The organism is Candidatus Aminicenantes bacterium, assembly GCA_026393795.1.
Taxonomy (GTDB): domain Bacteria; phylum Acidobacteriota; class Aminicenantia; order UBA2199; family UBA2199; genus UBA2199.
Genome location: JAPKZL010000233.1, coordinates 1 through 12,621, shown reverse-complemented (window position 1 = coordinate 12,621; position 12,621 = coordinate 1). Strand labels below are relative to the sequence as shown.

Sequence of the window (12,621 nt, the reverse complement as noted above, 5' to 3'; positions counted from 1 at the left end):
ATTCCCCCTCTCTTTTTTTAAGAGAGGGGGTGAAGAAGATATCCCACTAAATCCAGACTCTTTGACTGCTTATTGCATAATTAACGTCATAATTCTACAATGGCCGCCAGAAAGTACTCTTTCCTTCACGGAGACATGATGGAATTTCGCTCGACTGTTTTATTTATATGGACCGCCGCGTGACAAGCAAAGAAAAAATTGCCGGCGGCTGCGCCGCCATCGCGCGCATGGCCGGCGTTAGTTTATTCCAACCGCACTGCCGTCTTTGCGGGTCGGACCTGGTCCTGGCCGGAGAAAAAATAATCTGCCGCGACTGCCGGCAAAAAGTGCGCCCGGCAACGGAAAACCAATGCCGCCGCTGCGGCAAATTCATTCCCGCCGGTATCGAGACCTGCGGCTCCTGCCTGCTGCAGCCGTCGCCCTTCCTGCGCCATATTTCCTACGCCGCCTACGAAGGGCCCTTACGCGAGATCATCATCCTTTACAAGTACGGCGAGCTGGAACCCCTGAGAACGTTCCTGGCCTCCCTTTACCTGGACATGGTGCGCACCAGACTGCCGGGCGGATTTCAGGCCGTGGTCCCGGTCCCGGTCGATCGCCAAAGGAGGCATGGCTTCATGCCTGTCCGTGCCATGGGCCGGCTCCTGGCCCGCGAGCTCGAACTTGAATTCTTACCCGGCCTCCTGCGCAAGACAAAGAGCACTCCGCCACAGGTCGGTCTGACGCAAGCGCAGAGAAAAACCAACCTCGACGGCGCTTTCGCCCTGGCAACAGCGCGCAGCCTGGCCGGGAAGGAAATCCTGCTCATCGATGACGTGATCACCACCGGCACCACCATCGGCAAATGCGCCGCGCTGCTGAAAAAAAAAGGCGCCCGGGTGACGGCTTTGACCTTGGCCCAATCGCGCTTCTGAGGAAGGCGGACGCAAAGAAATCACAGTAAAAGCCGCTGACTTTGCAGTTTGTTTGTTTTACATTTGAACCAATAATCATAAGGAGGGTTGACAACGATGATCAAGAAAAACCAGAAATGGATCGCGCTGCTGGTCGTCTGCACCTTCACAATGACCCGTTAGCCACACCGCAAAAACAATACTCGTCCGGCCAGCAGCTTCCGAAACACTTGTAAGAGAAGCAAAACACCATCCAAGTAGGAAAGTATGCAGGCTTATTTCCCCTCTTTTTTTCAGTCTTGGATTGACATTCGTTGGGAATTTTTCTACCATCTAGATCTAGAAAATGGAGGAATTATATATGACTAAAAAACAACAAAGATGGATCGCATTATTGGTCACATTGACATTCGCCTGGCTGCTCCAGGTATCGACCATGCCCGTTGCTGCCGCCGGCACGACCGAGCAGATCGGTGCGGCCAATTCCGAGCAGGGGCCGCGCTACATCGAGGAAGAGGGCAACAGCGGCAATCAGGTCAAGAAAAAAAGCATTCTGCCCATCGTGTTGATCGGCGTGGGCGTCGTCGCCGTGGCCGCCGTCCTGTTCCTGGTGGTTTTAAAAACCAGCTATGACATCCGCGGCACCTGGACGGTTCATATTACCTACGACGATGACGATTATGAGTGGAACACTACACCTGTATTTACCGGCGACAAAAAAAGCGGCACCACAACCGACAATTGGAGCGGGACCGGTACCTACACCGTCGACGTCAAAAACGTCACCTTCTCCCTGCGCTGGCCGAACAACAATACCAGCACTTTTACCGGGCAATTCGATACAAAGGATACCATGAGCGGCAGATTCCATGAAAGCTTAGACTGGGACGGGGATTGGACAGCTGTACGCGTCGCTTCCGGCGCCAGTTTGCCCACAGTGAAAAATTTGGCTAAAAAAAGGGGCCCCAATAGTTAAAAAGGGCTCTGCAGAGAATCAGGCAAGCATCGTAAACGAATATTGCTTACTCAGTATAAAAAATATTTATCAAGGGAGAAATTAGGCGCAATACCCGCAGCCTGATCCACACAGTCCCGTAGCGCTGCTCCCGGATATTCAAAGCGAAAAGCCAGCGTATCCTTTGTATCGAATTGCCCGGTAAAAGTGCTGGTATTGTTGTTCGGCCAGCGCAGGGAGAAGGTGACGTTTTTGAAGCTGTGAGTCCCAAGCCCATGCCGGCTCCGAAAAAGAGCATCCTGCCCTATGTGCTCATCGGCGTTGGCGTCGTCGCCGTGGCCGCCGTCCTGGTGGTTTTGAAAACCAGCTATGCCATCCGCGGCGATTGGAACGTGAGCCGCACCGCTGCAGGTTCGACTTACGAGTTCACTGTGAATTTTAGCGGCGAAAAAGCCAGCGGCACTTTCGAGGCTGAACAATCTGGAAATCTGCTCAATGGAACCTACACGGTCGACGGCAAGAACGTGGAATGGACCTTTGAGAGCGGCTCCAAGTACACCGGCACCTTTACCGACAAGGATGCCATGTCCGGAAGCTATCTGAAATTCGACGGCACGACCACCGGCACCTGGACGGCCGCGCGCGCGACGACCGCTGCGGTTCATCCGCTAACCCAATCCCTGAACGGAAAACAGGACATCGACTGATCCAGCCGTCTTTCGCGAAGGCTGAATTTTTGGCCGGCGACGAAAAGCATTGACAAACGGGAAAGAAGTCTATATATATTGTGCAACCAATTAAAGGAGGAATAGTAGACATGATCAAAAAACATCAAAAATGGATCGCTTTGCTGGTCACCTTGACATTCATGGGGCTGTTGCAGGTTTCGTCCATGCCCTGCGAAGCGGCCGCCGCCGACAGGGCCGAGCAGATCAGTGCGGCCAACTCCGAGCAAGGGCCGCGCTACATCGAGGAAGAGGGGGACAGCGGGTTCGTGGGCAAGAAAAAAAGCATCCTGCCCATCGTCCTGATCGGCGTGGGCGTCGTCGCCGTGGCCGCCGTCCTGTTCCTGGTGGTTTTGAAATCCAGTTACGACATCACGGGCGAATGGACTCAGCAGCGAACAGAAAGCGGATATTCTCCCGTGACCCGCTACTTGACATTCACCGGCAGCAAGACCAGCGGAACGGTTCGCGTCGACTTCGACACGTGGGGCGGCGACGATCCCGATACGGGCAGCTATACGGTAAACGACAAAGCGGTCGATTTTATTCAGTATTGGGCTGCAAATCCGAACAATTACGAATACCATTACGAGGGCAGCTTCACCGACAAGAATACGCTCAGCGGTACCTGGCACATGAACAAACCGTCCGGGATCACCGATACCGGTTCGTGGACGGCCACGCGCAGCACGACCACCGCCGCCGTGTCGCAGATCGCCTCGCAAGTTCCGCAAAGGGATTCAATCCGGAGACAACCGCGCTGAACGGGTGTAGGTAACACAGGTTTAGTAAATTTAATTCGCTGCCAGACAAAGAAAAGAGCTTTCCCAAGGGAAGGCTCTTTTTTTTGACCCATTGGGCATAATAGCCAGCGCCAGAGCGAAAGCATTGACATATGGGAAAGAACTCTGTATATACGTAGTACGAATGCTTAAAGGAGGCAATTGATCATGATCAAAAAGCAACAAAAATGGGTCGCGCTGCTGGTCACGTTGACATTCATGGGACTGTTGCAGGTCTCCACCATGCCCTGCGAAGCGGCCGCCGCCAACACGACCGAGCAAATCAGTGCGGCCAACACGGAACAAGGGCCGCGCTTCATCGAGGAAGAGGGCAACAGCGGGGTTGTGGGCAAGAAAAAGAGCATCCTGCCCATCGTGCTGATCGGGGTGGGTGTCGTCGCCGTGGCCGCCGTCCTGTTCCTGGTGGTCTTGAAGACCAGTTACGACATCGTCGGCACCTGGAGCGAAACCGATACCATCTGGACGGAGGGAGCCACGACCATCATCTTCAGCGGCGACAAGGCATCGGGCACCTTGACACTGGCAGAATTCGACGATACGGGCACCTACACCGTCGACGGCAAGAACGTCCACTTCGAATTCTCTATCGCCGGTTATACATACAAATGGGTATTCGACGGCGCGTTTGACGAAAAAGACAAAATGAGCGGAACGGTGCAGTACCTTAATAACAACGCCGTCGTCGACACCGGCACCTGGACGGCGACCCGCACGAGCGGCAGCGCCGGCAGCGGCAAACTGCCCATGGCCACGCGCTCTGCCAGAAAGCTTCAATAAATCATTTAAGCGAGTTTTAAGCGAATGAGCCCTCCGCCCGGAGGGCTCTTTTTTTTATCCTGGAAACGGCGCTTTCGTCAGTATTTTTTTCCGTCCGCCGCCACGTAAATCACTTCCCGCTCCAGATCGACCCCGGTGCGCGTTGCCACGGTCTTTTTGATTTCGTTTTCCAAGCATTGCAGGTCGGCGAAGGAAGCATGGCCGCGGTTGAGCAAAAAATTGCCGTGCTCAACAGCCACGGCAAGGCCGCCGCAGGTTACGCCCTTCAAACCGCACGCCTCGATGAGTTTTCCGGCCGAACGCCTGCCTGAACCCAGGGAGGGGTTCTTGAAAAAACAGCCGGCCGAAGGGGTGCGGTAGGAAGGATGGTGGCTCAGCCGGTAATCCAGGTTTTTCTTGATTCCGGCGGCGATGGCCGCCGGCTCGGCCGGGCTGTATTTCAGGCGCAGGGACAGGATCGTTTCCGTGCCAAACTTGAAGCGCGATTCGCGGTAACCGAAGGCAAAACGGTCGGCGTCAATCGCCGCCACGGTGCCGCGACTGTCCAGGATATCGGCGCCCAGCACGACATCGGCCATGGAACTCGCGAAAGCGCCGGCGTTGACCGCCGCCGCCCCGCCCATGGTGCCGGGGATGCCGGACAAAAACTCAAAGCCGCCGGCGCCGCCTGCGGCGCACCAGGAGAGGAAAACCTGGTTTTTAACGCCGCCGTCGACCTGCAGCGCCTGGCCGTCCACAAGGCGCGCGGCCGCCGACGGCTTCAGCGCACTCTGGTAAACCAGCGCCACGGCCTCGGTCAGGTCGTCCGCGAAAGCGATGTTGGAGCCGCCGCCGATGACCAGGTGGGGAATCCCCGCGGCGATGATCTTCTGCAGGCTGGCAGCCATCTGGGCCGGCGACGTGCAAACGACGAGCAATCCGACCTTGCCGCCGATCTTGAAATAGAGGAAAGGGCCGATGGCGGCGTTTTCCCGGCAAACGATGCCTTGGCCGCGGAGCCAGGAAGCCAGGGGGGCGAACATTTACTTTTTTTCCAGGCGCATGGACAGGATCTTGTCGCCCTGGCGGATGCGATCCAAAACCTCCGCGCCGCGGATCACCTGCCCGAACAGGGTGTATTTGCCGTCCAGATGCGGTTGATCGCTGATGCAAATGAAAAACTGGCTGTCGTTGGAATGGATATCATCGTTGCGGGCCATGCCCACGCTGCCGCGGATATAATGGAGATGCGAAAATTCGGCGGGGATGGTCTGGCCCGAGCCGCCTTCGCCCGTGCCGGTCGGATCGCCGGCCTGGACTACGAAATCGGCCACCACGCGATGGAATACAAGGCCGTCGAAAAAACCGGCGGCGATCAGTTCGCTGATCCGGGCCACCGTGCGCGGCGCCACTTCGGGAAACATTTCAAAAGCCAGCGTGCCCTTGGCGGTTTCCAGGATGCACACGTTTCTTTCCTGGGCCGGGGCGGCAAACCCCAAGACCGCGACGGCCAGCAGAAGCAGGCGTAGCTTTTTCATCGTTCCTCCGGGTTCCGTTAAAAAAACAGGTACAAATTCAGGAAAATTTCACGCGGATCGAAAACCTGAAAAGAAATCTCTTTCTCTTCAATACGGTTCAGCGCCGCAGCGCTCACATGCATTCGATAAATTCCCGCCTGCACGGGTATCCACACCAGCAGAGCGCTCTTGGCCAGCTCGATTTTTTTAGTTAAAACCGTTTGCCCGGCCTCATCGCGGATTGTGGCCAGGAGACGGGGTTTGAGCAGATTGTTGGTCAGGATAGAAAACGTGATGGGGTTGCCCAGCAACAGTGCTTTGTCGGGAGTCAGAGTCAATTCAATGCCAACCTGGTTGCCGACGCGCTGCAGTTTCTGCATTTTTTCGGCTGCCAGAAAAAAATACAGGTCGTGCTGATAGGCCAGAGGCATGCCGGTTGGGCGGCCATTAATTTTAAAGACCGTTTCCTGCTGGCGGCGGAGGTTGATGAATTTGATTTCCTGGTTCATTAAGAAGGCGGCCAGATGGTCGGCCATGGGCAGGAGATCGAATTGCGGGATGGAATGGAGTGCCAGCCACCAGCGCACGCTGCCGCTGTTGCTCACGCGCAAGACATTGTTGTCGGCCGGGGCGATAATGATGGCGCCACCGGAAATGAACGGCTGCCGTTCCAGGTTCTGGCCCAGTTTGAAAAATTTCTTTTCAACGGCCGGCCAGCGAAAGAGTCCGGCCGGCTCCTGCCGGCTGTGCACCACCAGGTTTTCCCCATCCACATACACCAGATGATCGCCATCGACGCCCAGGATCTGTTTGGCCCGCAGGTCGCGCAGGGCAAACCGGGTTTCCATCCTGGCCAGGTCAAAAACCAGCCATTGATCTTCCGCCTGGCTTTTCAGCGCCAGGAAATCGCCCTGGCGGAAGGGAGGATCGCTGACCGCGAACGGCAGGGGCCAGGTAGTGCCGGCGGCTCTTTTTTCGGGACTCCAGGTGACGATTTGCCCGGCCGCGTCGACCCAGCCGATCCCCTCCCGGCAGGAAAACAACGCCTGGCCGGCAACCTGCCCGCTCCAGGCGAACACCTCTTCCTGGATCAGCGGCGGGCTGATCTCCGCCACCGGGGCCAGGCGCGGAGCGGCGCAGGCAAGCAACGCGGCCAGCAGCGCGCCAAAAGCCAACAGCCTGGTTTTGCTTATGGACATGTCAGTGCCAAAATACCCTGAAAAGGACCAGGGTGATGGATGAACCCAGCAGGGCGCCGAAAAAGACATCGCGGAAGGTATGGACCTGCATGCGCAAGCGGCTGGCCGCGACCAGAACGGCCGCCAGCAGTCCCAGGCCGATCAGCCAGGGATTGGCGGTCATGTGGATTAAGGAAATCCAGAGCGAGAACGCCGAAGCGGTATGGCCGCTGGGAAAACCGCCGCGCAGCGGATGGCCGACCCCGCCATAGGCCTTGATGAAGATCACGATCTCCATAATCAGGATCAGGGCCAGAACGGCGATATTACCGGCCGTGTGGCGCGGGATGCGATAAAACCCCCGCCAGATCTTGACCAGGTGCGGCCCGATGATCATGGTGCCGATGACCAGGGCGCCGACGGCGCTGATCAGCACCGCTCCGGCCGCAATGTCCTTGGCGATGCGGGCCAGCGGTTTGAAATCCGGGCTGGCCAGGTCCACCGCCGCCTCCAGCGCTGAATTGAACAACTCGGCGACGATGACCACGATGGTAATCAGGGCGATGGCCGCGAACTCAAGCTTGTCCAGTCCGATGACAAAGCAGCCGAGCAGGACGGCGCACGCGGTCAGCAGGTGGAACTGCAGATGACGCTGGGTCTTGGCGGCCTGCAGGATCCCCTCGGCGGCATTGTTGGCGGCGCCGAACCAGCGAGTGAAGATGCGCATAACCGGCCACTGGGATGGAGAACTCATTTTGAACGCCCGCTCCTGCCCGGGTACGGCCATTGTAGCATAAAACCGACGGCGCTTCACGCTCCGACGCCCGATTGACTTTCGGTCGGGATTTTCCTATCATGCAGAAAAAAGCGAGGTATCCATGAAAAAATGGCTCTTCTTCCTGTCCGTGGCCATGATCGCGGCAATCGGGCTGCCGCTGCCTGATCTGGCCTGCACGACCGCCGTCATCGGCTCCAGCGCTTCCGCTACCGGCCGGCCGCTGCTTTGGAAAAACCGCGATACCGATTTCCTGAGCAACAAGATCATCTTCGTCAAGGAAAATCCCTTTTCCTACCTGGCGCTGGTCAACGCCGAAGACCGCTCCGGGCGCTGGGTCTACGCGGGCTTGAACTCGGCCGGATTCGCCATTTTCAACTCGGTGGCCTATAACCTTCCCGAAAAGGGCGGCGAGGTCAAGGATATGGAAGGGACGATCATGGCCGACGCCCTGCGCCGCTGCGCCAGCGTGGCCGACTTCGAAAGCTACATCCAGGAAAACCTGGGGCCCAGCCTGGGCAGCCTGGCCAACTTCGGGGTGCTGGATGCCGCCGGCGAAACGGCTCTGTTCGAGGTTTCCAACCATGCCTACAAGAAATTCCGGACGGCCGATTTCCCGGAAAAATACATCATCAACACCAATTTTGCCCGTAGCGGCGAAGCGGAAGCCGGGGCCGGCTACCTGCGCTTCGAAAGGGCCAGCCAGCTGTTCCGCCAAGTCCTTCCCCTGCCGCTCTCCCATCAGCAAATCCTCAGCCAGTTCAGCCGCGATACCGGGCATGCCCTGGTCCGCCAGCCCGCCTGGCCGCAGTTCAAGGCAATTTCCGCCAAGCAGCCGTTCTGGATCGCCACCCGCGACACCATCGACCGCGATTCCACGTCGGCGGCCATCATCGTCTGCGGCCGGATGCCGGGCCGGGAAAACTCCCTGGCCACCCTCTGGGTCATGCTGGGCGAACCGCTGTTTTCCATCGCCGTGCCGATGTGGGTGGAGGCCGGCGCGTCGACCGCCCCGCTGCAACAGGGCGAAAAAGCGGCCATCTACCTGGAGGCGAAACGGCTGCAAAAAAAGGCCCGGCCTTACCCGGAAACCGACCGCCGCGCTTACCTGGACGTGACCCGGCTGGACAACCGTCAAGGGACCGGATTCCTGCCGCGGCTGCTGGAAACGGAAAGGGAAATATTCGCTCTGACCGATGAATTTTTAAAAATGCCGCGGAGCGGAGCGGAACTGGCCGCCTTTCAAAACCGGATGGCTGAAAAAGCGCTGGCCGGCCTGCAGGGGATCAAATGAATCTCCCGGGTTCGAAACTTTCTTTTAAATAAAACGTCTTATTAATATTCTATATCATAGGCTCGCCGGCTGCGAGCAACGGATCGAGGAGGTTGCCATGACCGAAATGACCAGACGTTCTTTTTTGAAAACCACCGCCGGAGTGGCCGCCATGGGCGCGGCCGTGCCCATCCTTTCCGGAGGCTGGCCGCAGTTGCTGGCGGCCGAAAAACCGGGCTATTTTGAGCGGGAGTTCGGCATCAGCGATGCATTGTGCCGGAAGGTGCTGGCCGCGGCCCTGGCCCGGGGCGGCGATTTCGCCGACCTTTACTTCGAGCACACCATCGGCAATTGGATCATCCTGGAAGACGGCCAAGTCAACCGCGCTTTCAGCGACGTGGCGCTCGGCGTGGGCATCCGCACCGTGAAAGGCGACCAGGTCGGCTATGGATTCACCCAGGAGTTGAGCGAAAAATCCATGCTCAATGCCGCCGCCATCGCCGCCACCATCGCCAGCGGCGTGCGCACAAAGCCGGCCGGCAAGTTCTCGTGGCTGGAAACCAAGAATTATTATCCCCTGGAGAAATTGCTGACCGCGGTGGCGCTGGAAGCGAAACTGCCGCTGGTGCAGAAGCTCAACGAGAAATGTTTCGCCCTTTCGCCGCTGGTGGTCAAGGTCACCGCCAATTTTCACGACCAGCAGAAGCGGATTCTGGTGGTCGATTCACAAGGCGGCAAGGCCGAAGATCTCCAGCCCAGGGATTATCTGACGGCGCTGGTCGTGGCGGAAAAGGACGGCCGGCGCGAACAGGCGGGATGGAATCTGGGCGGACGCCGGGATTTTTCCTACTTTAACCAGAACGCGATCGACGAGATCGCCGCCAAGGCCGTCCATGACGCCCTGCTGCTTTTCGATGCCGTCCAGCCGCCCGCCGGCGAAATGCCGGTGGTTTTCGCTCCCGGCGTGACCGCGATCCTGCTGCATGAAGCGATCGGCCACGGTATGGAAGCCGATTTCAACCGTAAAAAGACGTCGACCTATTGCACGATGATCGGCAAAAAAGTCGCCGAACCGTTCATTACCATCATCGACGACGGAACCATCCCCAACCTGCTCGGTTCCATCAATTTCGACGATGAGGGAACCCCCGGGCAGCGGACGGTGCTGGTCGAAAACGGCATCTTGAAGAGCTACATGCACGACAAGATATCGGCCCGCTTCTACAAGCTGAAGCCGACCGGCAACGGGCGCCGCGAGAGCTACCAGCACTATGTGCAGCCGCGCATGCGCAACACGATCATGCTGGCCGGCGCGGCTTCGGCCGAGGACATCATCCGCGGCGCCCAGAAAGGCATTTATGTCCAGAATGTCAGCAACGGCCAGGTCAACATCGGCGAAGGCGACTTCGCTTTCTATGTGTCGCAAGGGCGGATGATCGAAAACGGCAAACTGACCGCCACCATTAAAGATATCAATATCATGGGCAACGGCCCGAAAATGCTTCAGGACATCACCATGGTGGGCAACGACCTCGAATTGCACCAGGGCGGAACCGGCGCCTGCGGCAAGGGCGGCCAGAGCGTCCCGGTCGGCTTCGGGCAGCCGTCATGTCTGGTCAAGTCATTGACCGTGGGCGGCGTCAAATCGTGAAAATGAGGAGAATGAGCATGAACAAGGAAATGCAAGATTTGGTCGCCTGGGTGATCAAGGCCACGAAATCGGCCGGCGCCGATCACTGCAAGGTCAATCTCGACAGCAACCGCTCGGTTGAAATCAGCTACCGCGACCGCCGGCCCGAGAACATCAAGGAAGCTTCCACCAAGGCGCTGAACATCGAAATTTATGCCAACGGCCGCTTCTCGCTGCAGAGCACGTCGGACCTCAGAAAAGGGGCCCTCCAGGATTTCATCGCCAACGCCGTCGCGGCCACCAAGCTTCTGGCCGAGGACCCGCTGCGCACCCTCCCCGACCCCACATACTACGAAGGCCGGGCCGAAGTCGACCTGGAGCTGGTCGATCCCGCCTACAAATCTTTTTCTCCCGAAGCCAGGCACGAAATGGTCAAGTCGCTGGAGAAAGCCTGCCTGCGGCAAGGCGGAGACAAAGTCGTTTCGGTCACCGCCCAAGAGCAAGACGGGGCCCAGGAATCGCTGCAGATGACCAGCAATGGTTTCTTTGGCTATGCGCAGGGGACCACCTATTCTGTCTTCGCCGAGATGACGGCCAAGGACGAGGGCGATCGCCGGCCGAACGGTTACAGCTATGCCGTGGCCGTCGCGCGCAAGGACCTGCCCGGCACCGAGGCGATCGGGATTGAGGCGGCGCAGCGGACGCTGGCCATGCTGGGCGCCAAAAAAATCAAGACCGAAACCCTGCCGGTGATCGTCGAAAACCAGAACGTCGGCCGCATCTTCGGCGGGCTCATGGCCGCCATGTTCGGCCGCAGCATCCAGCAGAAACGGTCTTTCCTGGCCGACAAGAAGGGCCAGCCGGTCGCCAGCAAGCACCTCACCTTGATCGACGATCCGTTCATCAAAGGCGGATTGGGCAGCCGCCTGTTTGACGGCGACGGCTTCAGCGCCAAAAAAAGGACCATGATCGAAGCCGGCATCCTGAAGGAATTCTTCATCGACTGGTATTACAGCCGCAAACTGGGCGTGGAGCCGACATCGGGCAGCGCGGCCAATCTGGTCATCCCCCCCGGGCCGCGCTCGGTCAAGGAGATCATGAAGGACCTGGGCCGGGGCATCCTGATCACTGGATTCATCGGCGGCAACTCCAACCCGACCACCGGCGACACCTCGATCGGGATCAGCGGCCAGCTGTTTGCAAAGGGAGAGCCGGTGCAAGCCGTGGCTGAAATGAATATCGCCGACAATCATCTGAAATTCTGGAACAAGCTGATCGAAGTGGCCAACGATCCGTTTCTTTACTCGTCCCGGCGCTTCCCCAGCCTGGTATTCGAGAACATCGTCGTTTCGGGATTATAACAAGCCCTGCCGAGGACTGGAATCGACTGCGGCGTGCGCTTTATCCCCGGCGGCGCCGCCGGCGCCGCTGCCGCCGGTCCGAGGTCGGGATCTGGGGGAAAGCCTCCCGGAAAAGGCTCTCGAAGGATTCTTCTTTCCCGGGCATTCGGCCTTTCGCGATCAGGAAACACAGCCGCGCGGCCGGCGCGTACGGCGGCCGCTCGCGCAGCACCCAGCGCATGCGCCCGTTGCCCAGGGCGCGGATCATCTTGCCGGCCAAGACCAGGATCTCGATGGCCTGGGCGCGAAGGCTCTTGGGCAGGCTCACTTTCATACCGGCATCGTCGAAGGCTTTTTTCAGCAGCGGGTGCATGTCCCCCGGCTCCGCGGCAAAAAGCGGTTCCAACCAGGGCCAAAAGAGAATCGCGGCCATTTCGTCGAGAAAGATGCTGCCGCCCCGGGCTTTCTCGCCATCGGCCTGGGCCAGGAGGTGCAGGAGCCTGGCGAATAAAGCCGGGTCGCTCTCGTAATCGGCGCCGGCCCGGCCGATGACATGCCTGAGGATGCCCTGCTCCCTCAGCCCGGCCATGACCAGTCGGGTTTCGGCGTGGCCAAGATCCTTGCCGAGCTCTTCGAACAGGCGCGCCCCGGAACAATCTGCCAGCAGGTGGCGCTGGCCGGCGATTTCCAGCTCCGTATCGGCGGTGATGGCAAATCCGGCCCGGCTGGCGTAGCGGATCACCCGCCAGATGCGGACCGGGTCCTCGCGGAAACGC

General features: G+C 58.7%; 14 protein-coding genes. 8 read left to right on the top strand and 6 right to left on the bottom strand.

The window, feature by feature from the left end; all coding sequences use genetic code 11:
- Positions 1-179 precede the first annotated feature (179 nt).
- On the top strand, positions 180-914 hold the full coding sequence (locus NTW95_11940) for a ComF family protein (GenBank protein ID MCX6558117.1): 735 nt from the start codon (positions 180-182) through the stop codon (positions 912-914).
- A 75-nt stretch (positions 915-989) separates the two neighbouring features.
- On the opposite strand, the gene NTW95_11935 is transcribed toward NTW95_11940, so the two are convergent.
- Positions 990-1,226, bottom strand: a complete 237-nt coding sequence (locus NTW95_11935; GenBank protein ID MCX6558116.1) for a hypothetical protein — start codon at positions 1,224-1,226, stop codon at positions 990-992.
- A 28-nt stretch (positions 1,227-1,254) separates the two neighbouring features.
- Between NTW95_11935 and NTW95_11930 the strand changes: the two genes are divergently transcribed.
- From NTW95_11930 to NTW95_11915, 4 genes are all read left to right on the top strand, one after another.
- Positions 1,255-1,869 carry a hypothetical protein gene (locus NTW95_11930; protein ID MCX6558115.1) on the top strand — a complete coding sequence of 205 codons (615 nt, stop codon included), beginning with the start codon at positions 1,255-1,257 and terminating at the stop codon, positions 1,867-1,869.
- A gap of 254 nt (positions 1,870-2,123) precedes the next feature.
- Entirely contained in the window at positions 2,124-2,555 is a 432-nt protein-coding gene (locus tag NTW95_11925) for a hypothetical protein (protein ID MCX6558114.1), read from the top strand.
- Between the two features lie 110 nt (positions 2,556-2,665).
- Positions 2,666-3,337, top strand: coding sequence for a hypothetical protein (locus NTW95_11920; GenBank protein MCX6558113.1), 672 nt, complete (start codon positions 2,666-2,668; stop codon positions 3,335-3,337).
- Positions 3,338-3,523: 186 nt separating this feature from the next.
- Positions 3,524-4,153, top strand: a complete 630-nt coding sequence (locus NTW95_11915) for a hypothetical protein (GenBank protein MCX6558112.1) — start codon at positions 3,524-3,526, stop codon at positions 4,151-4,153.
- Between the two features lie 77 nt (positions 4,154-4,230).
- Here NTW95_11915 and murB read toward each other — a convergent pair whose 3' ends face one another.
- The 4 genes from murB to NTW95_11895 are packed head-to-tail and all read right to left on the bottom strand — an operon-like array spanning position 4,231 to position 7,581.
- The gene (gene murB, locus NTW95_11910; GenBank protein ID MCX6558111.1) at positions 4,231-5,175 is read right to left on the bottom strand and encodes a UDP-N-acetylmuramate dehydrogenase; all 945 of its coding nucleotides are present in this window, start codon (positions 5,173-5,175) and stop codon (positions 4,231-4,233) included.
- Positions 5,176-5,670 (bottom strand): peptidylprolyl isomerase, encoded by a 495-nt coding sequence (locus NTW95_11905; GenBank protein ID MCX6558110.1) that lies wholly within the window; start codon positions 5,668-5,670, stop codon positions 5,176-5,178.
- Between the two features lie 17 nt (positions 5,671-5,687).
- Positions 5,688-6,848 carry a hypothetical protein gene (locus NTW95_11900; GenBank protein MCX6558109.1) on the bottom strand — a complete coding sequence of 387 codons (1,161 nt, stop codon included), beginning with the start codon at positions 6,846-6,848 and terminating at the stop codon, positions 5,688-5,690.
- A 1-nt stretch (position 6,849) separates the two neighbouring features.
- Positions 6,850-7,581, bottom strand: a complete 732-nt coding sequence (locus NTW95_11895; GenBank protein MCX6558108.1) for a diacylglycerol kinase — start codon at positions 7,579-7,581, stop codon at positions 6,850-6,852.
- A 124-nt stretch (positions 7,582-7,705) separates the two neighbouring features.
- Here NTW95_11895 and NTW95_11890 point away from each other — a divergent pair, with 124 nt between their 5' ends.
- The 3 genes from NTW95_11890 (at position 7,706) to NTW95_11880 (ending at position 11,866) form a co-directional block, all read left to right on the top strand.
- A complete protein-coding gene (locus tag NTW95_11890; protein MCX6558107.1) occupies positions 7,706-8,896 on the top strand; it encodes a hypothetical protein in 1,191 nt (396 codons plus the stop codon).
- A 97-nt stretch (positions 8,897-8,993) separates the two neighbouring features.
- Complete coding sequence (locus NTW95_11885) at positions 8,994-10,526, top strand: TldD/PmbA family protein (protein MCX6558106.1); 1,533 nt, start codon at positions 8,994-8,996, stop codon at positions 10,524-10,526.
- 17 nt (positions 10,527-10,543) lie between these two features.
- A complete protein-coding gene (locus NTW95_11880) occupies positions 10,544-11,866 on the top strand; it encodes a TldD/PmbA family protein (protein MCX6558105.1) in 1,323 nt (440 codons plus the stop codon).
- Positions 11,867-11,906: 40 nt separating this feature from the next.
- On the opposite strand, the gene NTW95_11875 is transcribed toward NTW95_11880, so the two are convergent.
- Positions 11,907-12,621 (bottom strand): hypothetical protein (locus NTW95_11875; GenBank protein MCX6558104.1); only part of this gene is annotated, 715 nt, incomplete at its 5' end.